11 protein-coding genes are annotated in these 16,915 nt (G+C 69.6%); 8 read left to right on the top strand and 3 right to left on the bottom strand.

Translation table 11 applies throughout. The features are described 5' to 3' along the window. Positions 1–7: 7 nt before the first annotated feature. From hutH to ABFX45_RS11125, 6 genes are all read left to right on the top strand, one after another. Positions 8–1,513, top strand: a complete 1,506-nt coding sequence (gene hutH / locus ABFX45_RS11100; RefSeq protein ID WP_346129423.1) for a histidine ammonia-lyase — start codon at positions 8–10, stop codon at positions 1,511–1,513. Next, complete coding sequence (hutU, locus tag ABFX45_RS11105; protein WP_346129425.1) at positions 1,513–3,153, top strand: urocanate hydratase; 1,641 nt, start codon at positions 1,513–1,515, stop codon at positions 3,151–3,153. Before hutH ends, hutU begins: the two co-directional genes overlap by 1 nt. After that, positions 3,153–4,322 (top strand): allantoate amidohydrolase, encoded by a 1,170-nt coding sequence (locus ABFX45_RS11110; protein WP_346129427.1) that lies wholly within the window; start codon positions 3,153–3,155, stop codon positions 4,320–4,322. The genes hutU and ABFX45_RS11110 overlap by 1 nt, the downstream gene beginning before the upstream one ends. Continuing rightward, the gene (locus ABFX45_RS11115; RefSeq protein ID WP_346129429.1) at positions 4,319–5,596 is read left to right on the top strand and encodes a formimidoylglutamate deiminase; all 1,278 of its coding nucleotides are present in this window, start codon (positions 4,319–4,321) and stop codon (positions 5,594–5,596) included. The genes ABFX45_RS11110 and ABFX45_RS11115 overlap by 4 nt, the downstream gene beginning before the upstream one ends. Next, positions 5,593–6,726: an imidazolonepropionase gene (gene hutI / locus ABFX45_RS11120; protein ID WP_346129431.1), complete on the top strand. Its 1,134-nt coding sequence runs from the start codon at positions 5,593–5,595 to the stop codon at positions 6,724–6,726. Before ABFX45_RS11115 ends, hutI begins: the two co-directional genes overlap by 4 nt. A 67-nt stretch (positions 6,727–6,793) precedes the next feature. After that, complete coding sequence (locus ABFX45_RS11125) at positions 6,794–7,672, top strand: hypothetical protein (protein WP_146231714.1); 879 nt, start codon at positions 6,794–6,796, stop codon at positions 7,670–7,672. Between the two features lie 120 nt (positions 7,673–7,792). Here the strand turns inward: ABFX45_RS11125 and ABFX45_RS11130 are convergent, their stop codons facing one another. Beyond that, a complete protein-coding gene (locus ABFX45_RS11130) occupies positions 7,793–8,968 on the bottom strand; it encodes a S8 family peptidase (protein ID WP_346129434.1) in 1,176 nt (391 codons plus the stop codon). A gap of 333 nt (positions 8,969–9,301) precedes the next feature. On the opposite strand from ABFX45_RS11130, the gene ABFX45_RS11135 reads away from it, so the two are divergent. Continuing rightward, on the top strand, positions 9,302–10,294 hold the full coding sequence (locus ABFX45_RS11135; RefSeq protein ID WP_109639286.1) for an aldo/keto reductase: 993 nt from the start codon (positions 9,302–9,304) through the stop codon (positions 10,292–10,294). 357 nt (positions 10,295–10,651) lie between these two features. Beyond that, on the top strand, positions 10,652–12,841 hold the full coding sequence (locus ABFX45_RS11140; protein ID WP_346129436.1) for a hypothetical protein: 2,190 nt from the start codon (positions 10,652–10,654) through the stop codon (positions 12,839–12,841). Positions 12,842–12,851: 10 nt separating this feature from the next. Here the strand turns inward: ABFX45_RS11140 and ABFX45_RS11145 are convergent, their stop codons facing one another. Both ABFX45_RS11145 and ABFX45_RS11150 read right to left on the bottom strand, forming a co-directional pair. Further along, a complete protein-coding gene (locus ABFX45_RS11145; protein WP_109639288.1) occupies positions 12,852–13,034 on the bottom strand; it encodes a DUF6104 family protein in 183 nt (60 codons plus the stop codon). Between the two features lie 82 nt (positions 13,035–13,116). Further along, on the bottom strand, positions 13,117–16,794 hold the full coding sequence (locus tag ABFX45_RS11150; protein ID WP_109639289.1) for a multifunctional oxoglutarate decarboxylase/oxoglutarate dehydrogenase thiamine pyrophosphate-binding subunit/dihydrolipoyllysine-residue succinyltransferase subunit: 3,678 nt from the start codon (positions 16,792–16,794) through the stop codon (positions 13,117–13,119). Positions 16,795–16,915: the final 121 nt, after the last annotated feature.

The following is a 16,915-nucleotide window of genomic DNA, read 5'->3' on the forward strand; positions in this document are numbered from 1 at the left end:
TGTCTGCATGCGACAACCGGTGGAGCTGGGTCCCAAGCCACTGACCCTCGAGGACGTGCACGCCGTCGCCCGCGACGGAGCCCCGGTGGCGATCACCGAGGCGGCCCGTGAGGCGGTCACCACCGCCCGCGGCCACATCGAACAGCTCGCCACGGCCGAACGCCCCACCTACGGCGTCTCGACCGGGTTCGGCGCGCTCGCCGTCCGGCACATCCCGCCGGACCGCCGTGCCCAGCTGCAGCGGTCGCTGATCCGCTCGCACGCCGCCGGTTCCGGTCCCGAGGTCGAGCGCGAGGTCGTCCGGGCGCTGATGCTGCTGCGGCTGCGCACCCTCGCGACCGGCCACACCGGCGTCCGCCTGTCCACTGTGGACGCCGTGGCGGGCATGCTGAACGCGGGCATCACCCCGGTGGTGCACGAGTTCGGCTCGCTGGGCTGCTCCGGCGACCTGGCCCCGCTGTCGGCCAGCGCGCTCGCGTTGATGGGCGAGGGCATGGTCCGCAACGCCCGCGACGAGCTCGTCCCCGCAGCCGAGGCACTCGCCGAAGCCGGCATCGAACCTGTGCAGCTGGCGGAGAAGGAAGGCCTCGCGCTGATCAACGGCACCGACGGCATGCTCGGCATGCTGTCGTTGGCGATCGCGGACCTCACCAGGCTGCTCGACATCGCCGACCTCACCGCCGCGATGAGCGTCGAGGCACTGCTCGGCACGGATCGGGTCTTCGAACCGGAGCTGCACGCGCTGCGCCCGCACCCCGGCCAGGCCGTCTCCGCCGCGCGGATGCTCGCGTTCCTGCGCGACTCCGAGATCGTCGCCTCGCACCGCGGCCCCGACTGCACCCGCGTGCAGGACGCGTACTCGCTGCGCTGCTCCCCGCAGGTGCACGGCGCGGCCCGCGACACGGTCGCGTACGCGGCGACGGTGGCCGACCGCGAGCTGTCGTCGGTGATCGACAACCCCGTGGTGCTGGCGGACGGCCGAGTCGAGTCGAACGGCAACTTCCACGGCGCCCCGGTCGCCTACGCGCTGGACTTCCTCGCCATCCCGCTCGCGGACGTGGCCTCCATCGCCGAACGCCGCACGGACCGCATGCTCGACGTCTCGCGTTCGCACGGCCTGCCGCCGTTCCTCGCCGACGACCCCGGCGTCGACTCCGGCCACATGATCGCCCAGTACACCCAGGCGGCGATCGTCTCCGAGCTCAAGCGCCTGGCCGTGCCGGCGTCCGTCGACTCGATCCCGTCCTCCGCGATGCAGGAGGACCACGTGTCGATGGGCTGGTCCGCCGCCCGCAAGCTGCGCAAGGCCGTGGACGGCCTGACCACCGTGCTGGCCATCGAACTGCTCACCGCCGCGCGTGCTCTCGACCTGCGCGCGCCCCTCAAGCCCGCCCCCGCGACGGCCGCCGCCGTGGCGAAGCTCCGCGAGACGGTCCAGGGCCCCGGCCCGGACCGCCACCTCGCACCGGAGATCGCCGCCGCCGAGGCCCTGATTCGAAGTGGAGCCCTGTAATGGTTGTTCGCGCTGATCGAGGTACGTCGCTGACCGCGAAGCAGTGGTCGACCGAGGCCGCGCTGCGGATGTTCCACAACAACCTCGACCCCGACGTCGCCGAGCGCCCCGAGGACCTCGTCGTCTACGGCGGCACCGGCAAGGCCGCCCGCGACTGGCCGTCGTTCGAGGCGATCTCCCGCGAGCTCGCCGCGCTGGAGGCCGACGAGACGCTGCTCGTGCAGTCGGGCCGTCCGGTCGGCGTCATGCGCACGCACGAGTGGGCGCCGCGCGTGCTGATCGCGAACTCGAACCTGGTGCCGGACTGGGCGAACTGGCCGGAGTTCCGCCGCCTGGAGGCCGAGGGCCTCACGATGTACGGGCAGATGACCGCCGGTTCGTGGATCTACATCGGCACCCAGGGCATCCTGCAGGGCACCTACGAGACGTTCGCCGCGGTCGCGAACAAGCGCTTCAACGGCACGCTGAAGGGCACGTTGACGGTCACCGCGGGACTCGGCGGCATGGGTGGCGCGCAGCCGCTCGCCGTGACGATGAACGAGGGTGTCGCGCTGTGCATCGAGGTCGACCCGCACCGCGCCCAGCGTCGCCTGGAGACCCGCTACCTGGACGAGGTGGCTGCGGATCTCGACTCCGCTGTTGAGCGCGTGCTCGCCGCGAAGGCTGCCGGTGAGGCCGTTTCCGTCGGTGTCGTGGGCAACGCGGCGGAGATCCTGCCCGAGCTGCTGCGTCGCGAGGTCGCGGTCGACATCGTGACGGACCAGACTTCCGCGCACGACCCGTTGGCGTACCTGCCGATCGGTGTCGCCCTGGAGGACTGGCAGGACTACGCCGCCTCCAAGCCGGAGGAGTTCACCGAGCGGGCGCGGGCGTCGATGGCCACGCACGTCGAGGCGATGGTCGGGTTCATGGATCGCGGCGCCGAGGTGTTCGACTACGGCAACTCGATCCGCGGCGAGGCCCAGCTCGGCGGCTACGACCGCGCGTTCGCGTTCCCCGGCTTCGTGCCCGCGTACATCCGGCCGTTGTTCTGCGAGGGCAAGGGCCCGTTCCGCTGGGCGGCGCTGTCCGGCGACCCGGCCGACATCGCCAAGACCGACCAGGCGATCCTGGAGCTCTTCCCGGAGAACGAGCAGCTCGCCCGGTGGATCAAGATGGCCGGTGAGCGCGTCGAGTTCCAGGGCCTGCCCGCGCGCATCTGCTGGCTCGGCTACGACGAGCGGCACCTGGCCGGCCTGAAGTTCAACGAGATGGTCGCCTCCGGCGAGCTGTCCGCGCCGATCGTGATCGGTCGCGACCACCTCGACTGCGGCTCCGTGGCCTCGCCGTACCGCGAGACCGAGGCGATGGCCGACGGGTCCGACGCGATCGCCGACTGGCCGCTGCTCAACGCCCTGGTCAACACGGCCTCGGGTGCGACGTGGGTGTCGATCCACCACGGTGGTGGTGTGGGCATCGGGCGTTCGATCCACGCCGGTCAGGTGACGGTCGCGGACGGCACCGAGCTGGCCGCGCAGAAGATCGAGCGCGTGCTGACCAACGACCCCGGGATGGGTGTCATCCGGCACGTCGACGCCGGGTACGACGAGGCCAGGACCGTGGCTTCCGCCAAGGGCGTGCGCATCCCGATGGAGGGCTGATGCTCGACCAGATCGCGGACGTGGGGCGAGACCTCAAGCGCGGTGGCTACTCCCGCCACGCCTACGCCAAGCCCGAACTGGAGCTCCGGCACTGGTTCGTCGAGCAGGCCGTCAAACGTGGCCTGAACGTCGAGACCGACCAGAACGGCAACCTCTGGGCCTGGTGGGGCGAGCGCGGCGACAACGCGCTCGTCACCGGAAGCCACCTGGACTCCGTTCCCGGCGGTGGCGCCTTCGACGGCCCGCTCGGCGTCACGAGCGCCCTGGAAGCCGTCGATCTGCTGCAGGCCAAGGGGTTCACGCCCGGCAGGCCGTTCGCCATCGCGGTCTTCGCCGAGGAGGAGGGCGGCCGGTTCGGTGTCGCGTGCCTGGGCTCCCGCCTCCTCACCGGTGCGATCGAGGCCGGCAAGGCGCTCAACCTCAAGGACCCGGACGGCATCACGCTCGCCGAGGCCATGAAGGCCGCCGGCTACAACCCGGACCTGGTCGGCGAGGACGCGAGGACCCTGGGCCGCATCGGCCAGTTCGTCGAGCTCCACGTCGAGCAGGGTCGCGGCCTGACGGTCCCGGTCGGCGTAGCGTCCAGCATCCTGGCGCACGGCCGGTGGCGCTTCACGTTCAGCGGCGAGGGCAACCACGCCGGCGCCACCCTGATCGAGGACCGCAGGGACCCGATGCTCCCGGCGTCGCAACTCGTCCTGGCAGCCCGCAAGGCTGCCAGGGACGGCGGGCGTGCCACCGTGGGGAGGCTCGTCCCCAACCCCGGTGGCACCAACGTCATCGCGTCCACTGTGGACGTCTGGCTGGATGCCCGCGACACCGATGACGCGCGTACCCGTGCCATGGTCGCGGAGATCTCCGAGGCAGCCCACAAGGCTGCTGAGGAAGAAGGGTGCGAAGTGGTCATCACCGAGGAGTCGTACGGCGACACGGTGTACTTCGACAGCGGGCTGCGCGACGACATCGCGGGAGCGCTCGGCGGTGTTCCGGCGTTGCCGACCGGTGCGGGGCACGACGCGGGCATCCTCGCCGCGCACGTGCCGACCGCGATGCTGTTCGTGCGCAACCCCACCGGCGTGAGCCACGCGCCGGAGGAGTTCGCCGAGCAGGCCGACGTCGACGAGGGCGTCAAGGCGCTGGCCTCGACGCTCGAACACCTCGGCTCATGAACTTCTGGTGCGAGCGGGCCTGGCTGCCCGGCGGGCTCGCCGAACGCGTGCTGATCAGGGTCGAGGACGGCAGGATCGCGAGCGTGTCCACAGTGGACACCATTCCGCTGGGCGTGCGGCGGCTGTACGGCGTCGTCGTGCCGGGCTTCGCCAACGCCCACTCGCACGCGTTCCACCGCGCGCTCAGAGGTCGCACCCACGACGGTGGCGGCACGTTCTGGACGTGGCGCGAGGGCATGTACGCGCTCGCGTCGAAGCTGACCCCGCAGTCGTACTACCGCCTGGCCCGTGCGGTCTACGGTGAGATGGCGCTCGCCGGCGTGTCAGCCGTCGGCGAGTTCCACTACGTGCACGACAGGTCGAACGAGTTCGGCCACGCGCTGCGCGAGGCGGCGAAGGACGCGGGCATCCGCCTCACCCTGCTCGACACCTGCTACCTCGCGGGCGGCATCGACCAGCCGCTCAACGAGGTGCAGCAACGCTTCTCCGACGGCACGGCCGAAGCGTGGGCGAGCCGGGTGGGTGAGCTCAAGTCCGACGACGTGATGCGGGTCGGCGCCGCGATCCACTCCGTTCGTGCGGTCCCACGCGACGAACTGCGCGTGGTGGCACAGGCGTTTCCGGACGCGCCGCTGCACGTCCACCTCTCCGAGCAGCCCGCGGAGAACGAGGCGTGCCTCGCCGCCTACGGCCTCACTCCGGCCGGGCTGCTGAACGAGGCCGGAGCCCTGTCGCCGCGCACCACGGCGGTGCACGCCACTCACCTGACGCCAGAGGACATCGCGCTGCTCGGCGAGTCCGGCACTGGTGCGTGCTTCTGCCCGACCACCGAGGCCGACCTGGCCGACGGCATCGGCCCGGCCCGCGAGCTCGCCGACGCGGGGAGCCCCATCTCGCTGGGCAGCGACCAGCACGCGGTCATCGACCCGTTGCTCGAAACCCGTGCACTGGAACACAACGAGCGCCTCCGCACCGGCCAACGCGGCCGGTTCTCGCCGCAGGAGCTGCTCGAAACCGCCACCCGGCACTCCGCACTGGGCCGGCCGGAGGCGGGACGCATCGAGCCGGGCGCGCCGTGCGACCTCGTGGCGATCAGCTGCTCGACACCGCGCACCGCGGGTTCGTTGCCGCAGCAGGTGTTCCTGTCGGCGACGGCGTCCGATGTGGACACCGTCGTGGTCGGTGGCCGGGTGGTCGCCTCCGGAGGCGTGCACGAGACTCTGGGAGACGTCGGCAGGCTGCTGGCGGACGCGATCGAGGAGCAGTGGGCATGAGCGTGCTGATCACCGGCATCGGTGAGCTGACGACGAACAGCGAGGCGGCCGGCGACGCGCTGATCGTCGACGGTGAGCAGATCGCCTGGGTGGGGCAGGCGTCCAGCGCTCCGCCCGCTGACGAACGGATCGACGTCGAAGGCCGCGCGGTGCTGCCCGGCTGGGTCGACAGCCACACCCACCTGGTCTTCGCGGGTGACCGCACCGCCGAGTTCGCCGCCCGCATGGCCGGAAAGCCTTACACCGCGGGCGGTATCGCCGTCACCGTCAACGCGACCAGGCAGGCCACCGACGCCGAACTGGCGGAGGTCGTCCGCAAGCACGTCGCCGAGGCGTTGAAGCAGGGCACCACGTTCGTGGAGACCAAGACCGGCTACGGCCTGAACGTCGCCGACGAGGTGCGCTCGGCCCGCATCGCCGCCGAGCACGTCGACGAGGTCACGTTCCTCGGCGCGCACCTCGTCCCGCCCGGCGAGGACGCGGACACCTACGTCGACCTGGTCCGCGGCGAGATGCTCGACGCCGTCGCGCCTCTCGTGCGCTGGGCGGACGTCTTCTGCGAGAAGGGCGCCTTCGACTACGACCAGTCGAAGGCGGTGCTCGTCGCCGCCAAGGACAAGGGCCTCGGCCTGCGCGTCCACGGCAACCAGCTCGGCGAGGGCCCCGGCGTGCGGCTGGCCGTGGAGCTCGGCGCCGCGTCCGTCGACCACTGCACCTACCTGTCGCAGCAGGACATCGACGCGCTGGCGTCGTCCGGCACGGTCGCCACGCTGCTCCCGGCGTGCGACCTCTCGACCCGCCAGTCGCTGCCGCCGGCCCGTGCGCTCCTGGATGCGGGCGCCACGGTCGCGCTCGCCAGCAACTGCAATCCCGGTTCGTCCTACACCTCGTCGATGGCGTTCTGCGTGACGACAGCGGTCCTGCAGATGCGGATGAGCGTCGAGGAAGCGGTGTGGGCGGCAACGGCGGGTGGCGCACGAGCGTTGCGTCGCGACGATGTCGGCGTCATCAGGCCTGGTGCGTGCGCTGACCTCCACGTTCTGGACGCGCCTTCGATCACGCATCTGGCGTATCGGCCTGGCGTTCCGTTGACGCACTCGGTGTGGCGACGGGGTGAACGAGCCATTTGAGACCGGCGGCTTCTAACCCTCCGTGTGGGCCTACTGGCGGAGGGTGTCGCCGCCGTACGGTGCTGGCGTGGTGGACTTCGCGGAGGCGCTGACCAAAGCCGTCGACAACAGCGGTCTCAGCCTCGAACGCATCCAGCACCACCTGGCCGCCCGCGGCATGCAGGTGAGCCTCTCGACGCTCAGCTACTGGCGCCGCGGCCGCAGCCGTCCGGAGCGCCCCGAGTCGTTGAAGGTCGTCACCGCGCTGGAGGAGCTCCTCGACCTCGGCGAGGGCTTCCTCACCGACCGGCTCGGCGACAAGCGGCCGCGGGGCCGGTGGGTCGGGCAGGCGATGTCCCTGGAGGACATGTGGGACTCGCGGGCCACCGACCTCGGCGAGGTCATGGCGCGGATCGACAGGGCACCGGCGGCGTCGACCTACCTCAGCGTGCGCGACCGGCAGGTGATCGGGCCGGACCGGCGTGAGGTCGAGATGCACTGCACCGGCATCGTGCAGGCGCTGGACGACGGCGTCGACAGGTTCCTGGCCATCCAGCTCGCCGACCCCGCGGACCTCGGCGTGCCGTCGATCGAGACGGGTGCGCCGTGCCGGCTGGGGCGGGTGCGCGGCGAGGACGCCACGGGGTTCCTCGTCGCGGAGATCCTGTTCGACCGGATGCTCAGAGCGGGGGAGACGGCTCTCGTCGACTACCGCGTGCGGATGCGGCCCGGTGCGGACAGCGAGGTCTGCGACAGACGGTTCCTGCGGCCGGTCGGCGAGTACGTGCTGCAGATCGACTTCCACCCGGACGCCGTGCCCGCGCGGTGCTACGCGTTCACCCGGCCGTCGTTGCAGGAGCCGGAAACCGCGCTCAACGACCTGTGGATCGGAACCACCGCGTCGACGCACATCCACGTGCGGAACTCGAAGCCCGGAATCTATGGAGTGCGGTGGGAGTGGGACTAGCTCCCACTCCCACCGCGCGCGCCCCCAGTCGATCGACGTTCCGGCCGAGCCGCATTCGGCGGAGCGTCAAGGGCGCAGGACGGCCGTCACCGGTGCAGGGGGCCGGTTCCGGCGTGCTTGCTAGACCTTCAGCAGCAGGTTCGGTGAACCCGTTTTGATGTCGGTCAGCTTGTTCGGCGTGGCCGCGCGGACGAGCGCGTCGCGCACCTGGGCGGGCGTCGCGTTCGGGTTGGCGTTCAGGTAGAGCGCCGCCGCGCCCGCGACGTGCGGGGAGGCCATCGACGTGCCACCCATCGAGCGGGTGCCGGTGTCGTTGCTGTGCGAGGCCGAGACGATCTCGCTGCCGGGCGCCCAGATGTCCAGGCAGCTGCCCCAGTTCGACGAGCCCGACGTGTAGATCGACCGCTTGTCGTTGCGGTCCGACGCGCCGACCGTGATCGCCTCGGGCGTGCGGGCCGGGGTGAAGTTGCACGCGTCCTGACCGCTGTTGCCGCCCGCGAGCACGTACGTGAAGCCCGCGGTGATCGAGCGCCGCACGGCGTTCTCCAGCGAGCTGTTGGAACCGCCGCCACCGAGGCTCATGTTGACAACGGCGGGCTTCTTGCCGTTCGCCGTCACCCAGTCGATGCCGCGGATGATGCCGTCCCAAGCACCGCTGCCGTCGCAGCCGAGCACGCGGACACCGACGACCTTGGCCTTCTTCGCGACGCCGTACGTCTTGCCCGCGACCGTGCCGGCGACGTGCGTGCCGTGGCCCTGGCAGTCCTGCGCGACGGCGTCGTTGTCGATGAAGTCGTAACCGTCTGACGCGCGGGTCTCAAATTCGGAATGCGTTTTCCTGATTCCGGTGTCAAGAACGTACGCCGTCACGTCGGAGGCTGTGTTCGGGTAGGTGAACTTCTGGTCCAGCGGAAGATTCGCCTGGTCGATCCGGTCGAGGCCCCACGTCGGGTTCGACTGGGTGTCCTGGATCGTCGCGACGGTGTTGCGTTCGACGAACTCGACATCCGGGTCGGCCGCGAGCCGCCTGGCCTGGCGCTCGGACATCCCGGTGACGGAGAAACCGTTCAGCGCGGCGCTGTAGGTGTGCCTGACCGAGCCCTGGTAGCGGGACGCCAACGCGCTGGCAGGGGTGCGCGCGCCGTCCTTGAGCACCACGATGTAGCTGCCCTCGACCGCCTGCGCGCCCGCACCGGGCAGCACAGCCTCCTCGGCCATCGCGGCAGGCGCCCACATCGCCGTGGAAGCGATGCCGAATGCCGCCGCGATGGCGACATGACGCCGTAGTCGTGCCATGGGTTCCTCCTGGCAGGGAATGAACTGGGGAACACGACGAAACTAACGTGGGATGTGGGCCGGATAACAGGTTCGAAACTTCAGTTCTCAATACTGTCAAAACTGTGGCGGGCCTCGATCTGTGTACTCGCCGTGCTGGGTGGGCCGGGTTTGGTCACTGGCCGTAGCGGGGTGCGCATTGGTCGCAGGAGTGCAGAGAACGGTTGCAAACAATGGCGCGCAATGCAGGTGCTGATTCTCTTCGAGTATTTGGCCCTCAACATTGTCGAATCTGTGGTGAGCTGGAGCAGCTCCACGTGGCACCGTGCCGCCCGGCGAGGCAGGGTGGAAGGCATGGAATACACCCACCTCGGCCGCAGCGGCCTGTCCGTCTCCCGCCTGTGCCTCGGCACGATGAACTTCGGTCCCGAGACGTCCGAGGCCGACAGCCACGCGATCATGGACCGTGCCCACGAACACGGCCTGAACTTCTTCGACACGGCCAACGTCTACGGCTGGAAGCAGGGCGAGGGCGTCACCGAGCAGATCATCGGCCGCTGGTTCGCCCAGGGCGGCAACCGTCGCGAAAAGACGGTCATCGCGACCAAGCTCTACGGCAGCATGGGGGACTGGCCCAACGACAACAAGCTCTCGGCGCTGAACATCCGCCGCGCCGCCGACGCCTCGTTGAAGCGCCTGCAAACCGACTACATCGACCTCTACCAGATGCACCACGTCGACCGGGACACGCCGTGGGACGAGATCTGGGAAGCCTTCTCCGTGCTGCGCCAGCAGGGCAAGGTCATCTACTTCGGCTCGTCGAACTTCGCGGGCTGGCACATCGCCCAGGCCGCGGAGGCCGCCCGCACCCGCGGGTTCCTGGGCCTGGTGTCCGAGCAGTCGATCTACAACCTGATGACCCGCTGGGCGGAGCTGGAGGTGCTGCCCGCGGCCAAGCACTACGGCCTGGGCGTGATCCCGTGGTCACCGCTGCACGGTGGTCTGCTGGGCGGCGTTCTGCGCAAGCAGCGCGAGGGCGGTGGCTCGCGCAGTTCCTCCGGTCGTGCGGCGGATGCGTTGGAGAAGCACCGCGACACGATCGACGCCTACGAGAAGCTCTGCGCGGAGTTGGGCGAGGACCCGGCGAACGTCGGTCTCGCGTGGTTGTTGCACCAGGACGGCGTGACGGCGCCGATCATCGGACCGCGGACCGCGGAGCAGCTGGACAGCTCGTTGCGCGCCGCGGAGTTGAAGCTGGACGCGGAGGTGCTGGCCAAGCTGGACGAGCTGTTCCCGGCGCCCGGTCCCAACGGTTCCAAGCCGGCCCCGGAGGCCTACGCCTGGTGAGGCTCTGCCGGTGAGCACCCGGTGGTGCTCACCGGCACACCGTTGCAGTTCCTGGCCGAACGCGATCTCGTCACCTTCGCGTAGCAGTGGAATTCGGACAAGCGTCAATTCTGATGTGTACGCGTGACGGGGAATTTTTTGCAAAGCTGCCCGATGTTTTGAGCCGTCCCTCGGCATGTGTATCACTCCGGCGCTCGGTTGACGGCAAGGAGCCGTTCAACTGACGATCCGCCGTTCGCGTCAAGCCATGTAGCTTGATCGACGTCCGATAAGCGAGAGCGCATCGAATGGGCGAGAGCGCATCGAATGTTCGGACTCGACTTGGGGGCTGTTGTGTTCTCGCACGGTTTTCGTACCGTGCGCGCACCGTTCGCGGTGTGCGTGGTGACCACGGTGCTCGCGTTGTTTCCGTTGATCCACATCCAGACGTTCTACTTCTGGGATGACAGTGCCGCGGTGTTCGTGCCCGGCTGGTACCACATCGGCACCGAGCTGCTGGCCGGGCGGTTTCCCGCGCTTTCACCGGACATGTGGCCCGGCGGCAACATCGCGGCCGAGGCCCAGCTCAGCCTGTGGAACCCGATCATGCTGGCCAACCACGTGCTGGTCGCGCTGATGCCCGACGTGGCGGTGGCCGCCACAGTGGTCAAGATCGAGTTCATGGTGCTGATGGCACTCGGCGTCTACCTGCTGTGCCGCGAGTACGGCGCACGCCAGTGGCCGTCGGCGACGGTCGCGGTGCTGCTGCCGTTCGCGGGCTTCACGCTGTACTTCGACGCTTCCGCGTGGGCGATCAGCATGATCTCCTTCGCCTGGATCCCGCACCTGTGGTGGGCGGCCCGCAAGTGCGCGGACGGCAGGCTGAACCCGGTGGTCCCGGTGTTCTTCGGAATCATGGCGATGACCTGCGGCAGCCCGTACGGCGCGCTGGGCGCCGCCGCGGTGGTGGCCTCGGTGCTCTTCGAACGGGCGGTGCAGCGCAGCTGGTCGTCGTGCGTGCGACTGCTGCTGATCGGCATGGCGATCGCGATGTCCGCCGTGGTCGTCTACGCCCCGCTCGTGCTCGCGGGCGAGGTCTCCTTCCGCGGCGACCGGTCGATCACCAACACCGGCTTCATGGTGGCCGCGCTCGGCGACCTGCTGAACCTGAGCTCGCCGACGTACACACCGAACGAGGCGTCGATCAACGGCCTGCGCCTGATGGTCCCCTACGCGTTCCTCGGCTGGTTCGTCCTGCCACTGCTGCCGTGGCTGCGGTGGTCCGCGGTCCGCGCGAACCTGCGGGCGAGGTCGGCGCTGTTCGCGTTCTGCGTCGGCTACGCGCTCTTCGCCACCGGGCCCGGTCAGGTGTGGCTCTTCCGCTGGCCCATGCGGGTCGTGGACTACGTGTACCTGCCGGTGTGCGTGTTCGTGGCGCTCGCGCTCTCGGCGGGCCTGCGCGCCGACCGGGTGCGCCGTCGTGCGTTCGGTACCGCGGTCTTGATCGGCATCCAGGCCGCGCTCGCCTTCTCCGCGACGCCGGAGCAGGCCGGGCGCCATGCCGCTGCCGCGGTGATCCTCGCCGGCCTGTCGGCGGCCGCGGTGTTCGTCGCCCTGCACCGGGAACGACTGCTGCCCGTCGTGCTGACGCTGGGCACCGCCGTGGTGCTCTTCGCACAGCTGACCTGGTACCCGATCAACGCGTCGTTCACCGCCTATCGGTTGCCGCACAACGTCCAGCAACTGCGCGACCGGTTCGCGGGGTACGAGGGCAACACGTTCACCGTGTCCCACGTGTCGCCGGGTGACCCGCACACGCATCCTGACGGTCTGTGGCGCGACATGCTTGCCGGCAGCATGTACGAGGTCGCCGGGGTGACGAGCCTGAACTCCTACACCGGCATGGGTTACGCGCCCCTCAACAACGGCCTGTGCATGCACCCGTCCGGCGCTACCTGTCCCGAGGCGTTCCACCGCCTGTTCGCGGTCGACCCCGAGACCGGGGTACCGGTCGCCGACCTGCTGCGAGTGCAGAACGTGGTGGTGCGCAACGGTTTCGTGCCCAACGGGGAAGCGGACGAGCCGCCCGCCGGCTGGCAGGTGCTCTCACACGACGAGCACGCGACCGTGTTCCGCCGTGCCGCGCCGCTGCCGTGGCCGCAGGGCCGGGTGTCGTGGACCTCGCCCGGCCTCGAAGTTCTCGACGATCGCCGGCAACCGAGACGCCCGGACGAGGAGATCCGCTACCGGGGCGAGGGCACGGTCACCCTGGCCGCGCTCGCCTGGCCGGGCGTGACCGCCTCCGTTGACGGGAAGGACGTGCCGGTGCGGCGCGGTCCGATGGGCATCATCACCGTCGACCTGCCGAAGTCCAGCGACGGCGCGACGCTGCGACTCGGGTTCTCGCCTCCCGGGTTCTCCTACGGGATCCCGTTGCTCGCGGGTGCAGTGCTGCTGGGTCTGCTGCACGGTCTGGCGTACCGGATGAAGCGCCGCAGGCGGCCCGATGAGCCTGCGAGCACCACCAGGCCTTCACCCGCGCCACGCGATCTGGTCACCACTCGCTAACGAGGCTTCATCAGTCCTCGAAGTCGTCCTCGTCGTCGCGCGCCAGGTAGGTGGCGAGCCGTTCGACGGCCGTCTCGAAGTCCGGGTTGGCGTCGACGAACGAGCGGAGCTTGTCGGCGAGCCACGCGAGGGTGACCTCCTCCTCGCCGCGCCGCTTCTCGAGCTCTTCGATGCCGCGATCGGTGTGGTACATGGCAGAAACTCCTGTGTGGGCTGAGAAAACGAGCCGCCGGACCCTGTGCAGGGCCCGGCGGCTCGTCTCGGTCAAACGGTGATCACTCGAAGGCGCGGGTGATGATCTCGCGCTGCTCGACCTCGTGGACCTTGCTCGAGCCGGCCGACGGGGCGGCCATCGGACGGCGCGACACGCGGCGGACGGTGCCCAGGTGCTCGGGCAGCAGCTCCGGCAGGGCCAGGCCGTAGAACGGCCAGGCGCCCTGGTTCGCCGGCTCCTCCTGCACCCAGCGGACGTCCTTCGCGTTCGGGTAGCGCTCCAGGGTCTCGGTCAGCTTGCGGGCCGGGACCGGGTAGAGCTGCTCGACGCGCACGATCGCCACGTCGCCGCCGCCGCGCTTCTCGCGCTCGGCGTGCAGCTCGTAGGAGATCTTGCCGCTGCACAGCAGGACCTTCGTGACCGCGTTCGGGTCCTTGATCGTCGGGTCGTCGATCACGGACTGGAAGCGGTCGTTGATGAACTCGTCCGTCCCGCTGACCGCGGCCTTGAGACGCAGCATCGACTTCGGCGTGAACACCACGAGCGGGCGGTCGACGCCGTCGAGGGCGTGGCGGCGCAGCAGGTGGAAGTAGTTCGCCGGGGTCGACGGCACCGCGACGGTCATGGAGCCCTCGGCGCACAGCTGCAGCCAGCGCTCGATGCGGCCCGACGTGTGGTCGGGGCCCTGGCCCTCGTGGCCGTGCGGCAGCAGGATCACGACGTCGGAACGCTGACCCCACTTGGCCTCGCCGGACGAGATGAACTCGTCGATGATCGGCTGCGCGCCGTTGACGAAGTCACCGAACTGCGCCTCCCACAGCACCAGCGCCTGCGGGTTCGCGACCGAGTAGCCGTACTCGAAGCCGAGCGCGGCGAACTCCGACAGCACCGAGTCGTAGACCATGAACTTGCCCTGGTCCGGCGACAGGTTCTGCAGCGGCGTGTACTCCTCGCCGGTCTTGCGGTCGATCAGGGTCGCGTGGCGCTGCACGAACGTGCCGCGGCGCGAGTCCTGGCCGGCCAGGCGGATCTTGCGACCCTCCAGCGCGAGTGAGCCGAACGCGAGCAGCTCGGCGAACGCCCAGTCGATGCCGCCCTCGCGCGCCATCTTCGCGCGGCGCTCCAGCACCGGCTTGACGCGCGCGTGCGGCGTGAAGCCCTCCGGCAGGTTCACGTGGGCGTCGGCGATGTGCTCCAGCACCTCACGCGTGATGCCGGTGGGCAGCTTCGCCGGGACCTGCTGCTCGGCCTCCACCGACGGGCTGACCGTCACCGGGTGCTTCTCGAGCTCGCGGACCTCGTTGAAGACGTGCTCCAGCTGGCTGGAGAAGTCCTGCAGCGCCTTCTCGGCCTCTTCGACCGTGATGTCGCCGCGGCCGATCAGGGCCTCGGTGTAGGTCTTGCGGACCGAGCGCTTCTGGTCGATCACGTCGTACATCGCCGGCTGCGTCATCGAGGGGTCGTCGCCCTCGTTGTGGCCGCGGCGGCGGTAGCAGACCATGTCGATCACGACGTCCTTGTGGAACGCCTGGCGGTAGTCGACGGCCAGCTTCGCGACCCAGTAGCAGGCCTCGGGGTCGTCACCGTTCACGTGGAAGACCGGCGAGCCGATCATCTTCGCGACGTCGGTCGAGTACTTCGAGGACCGCGAGTGCTCCGGCGCGGTGGTGAAGCCGACCTGGTTGTTGACGACGATGTGGACCGTGCCACCGGTGCGGTAGCCGCGGACGAGCGCGAGGTTCAGCGTCTCGGCCACGACACCCTGGCCCGCGAACGCCGCGTCACCGTGCAGGGCGACCGGCAGGACGGGGAAGAAGTCGCCGCCGCGGTCGATCAGGTCCTGCTTGGCGCGCACGATGCCCTCGAGCACCGGGTCGACGGCCTCGAGGTGCGACGGGTTCGCGGTCAGCGACACCTTGGTCTCGCCGTCACCGAACATGCGGAAGTACTTGCCCTCGGCACCGAGGTGGTACTTCACGTCGCCGGAGCCGTGCGCCTGGCCGGGGTCGAGGTTGCCCTCGAACTCGCGGAAGATCTGCGAGATCGGCTTGCCGACGATGTTCGCGAGCACGTTCAGGCGGCCGCGGTGCGGCATGCCGATGACGACCTCGTCGAGCTCGTGCTCGGCGGCCTTGTCGAGCACCGCGTCGAGCAGCGGGATGACGGTCTCGCCGCCCTCCAGCGAGAAGCGCTTCTGGCCGACGTACTTGGTCTGAAGGAACGTCTCGAACGCCTCAGCCGCGTTCAGCTTGCTGAGGATGTACTTCTGCACGGTGGCCGGTGGCTTCTCGTGCGGAACCTCGACGCGCTCCTGGATCCACTGCCGCTCTTCCGGCTCCAGGATGTGCATGTACTCGACGCCGACCGTGCGGCAGTACGAGTTGCGCAGCACGCCCAGGATGTCGCGGAGCTTCATCCGCTCCTTGCCGGCGAAGCCGCCGACCGGGAACTCGCGGTCCAGGTCCCACAGCGTGAGGCCGTGGCTCAGGACGTCGAGGTCCGCGTGGCTGCGCTGGCGGTAGTTCAGCGGGTCCGTGTCCGCCATCAGGTGACCGCGGGTGCGGAACGCGTCGATCAGCTCGATCACGCGGGCGGTCTTGTCGACAGCGCCCTCTGGGATGTCGGCGACCCAGCGGATGGGCTCGTAGGGCAGCCGCAGCGACGCGAAGATGTCGTCGTAGAAGCCGTCCTCGCCGAGCAGCAGCTGGTGCACGCGCTTGAGGAACTCGCCCGACTCCGCGCCCTGGATGATGCGGTGGTCGTACGTGCTGGTCAGCGTGATGATCTTGCTGACGCCCATGTCGGTGAGCGCCTGCTCGCTGGTGCCCTGGAAGTGCGCGGGGTACTCCATGGCGCCGACACCGATGATCGCGCCCTGACCGGCCTGCAGCCGCGGCACCGAGTGGTTCGTGCCGATGGTGCCGGGGTTGGTCAGCGAGATCGTGGTGCCGGAGAAGTCGTCGGTCGTGAGCGAGCCGGCCCGAGCCTTGCGGATCAGGTCCTCGTAGGCCTGCCAGAACTGCGTGAACGTCATGTTCTCGCAGCCCTTGACCGACGCGACCACCAGCGTGCGCTGGCCGTCCTTGCCGGGCAGGTCGATAGCGAGACCGAAGTTCACGTGCTCCGGCGTGACGACGAACGGCTTGCCGTCGACCTCGGCGTAGTGCCGGTTCATGTTCGGGTAGGCCTGCAGCGCCCGCACCACCGCGTAGCCGATGACGTGCGTGAAGGAGACCTTCCCGCCGCGCGTCCGCTTCAGGTGGTTGTTGATGACGATGCGGTTGTCGGCCAGCAGCTTGGCGGGCACGGCGCGCACGCTGGTCGCGGTCGGAACGGTGAGCGACAGCTCCATGTTCTTCGCGATCGCGGCGGCGGCACCGCGCAGCTGCTTCTGCTCGGGCTGCGCGCTCTGCGTGACCGGCTTGGCCTTCGCGGCCTGCTGGGGCGCGGGCTTGCCGGTCTGCGGCAGCGTGGCCGCGGGCTTGGGCTGTGCGGCCGGCTTGGACGCGGCGGGCGCTGCCTTGCCGTTGTCGGCGGCAGGCGGCGTCACGGTGGCGGTGGCCGTGGAGCCACCCGCGCTGGCCGTGGCGGTTCCGTTGCCGCCCGCACGCTTGTAGTCGGCAAAGAAGTCATGCCATGCCGGGTCTACGGATGACGGGTCCGCGAGGAACTGCTCGTACATCTCCTCGACGAGCCACTCGTTCGGCCCGAATTGTGACGCAGGACTGCTGCTGGACACGGCTGGCGCTCGCCTCTATCCATCTCGCTCTTGGTGTTGACTCATGCGGTAGTCAGGCTAGTCCCCCTGGCCCGGGCCTTCACACGCTGGAGGCATCTGGCAAGGAGTGCTCTGTCACAGG

This window comes from Lentzea roselyniae (assembly GCF_039537795.1).
GTDB classification, from domain to species: Bacteria; Actinomycetota; Actinomycetes; order Mycobacteriales; family Pseudonocardiaceae; genus Lentzea; species Lentzea atacamensis.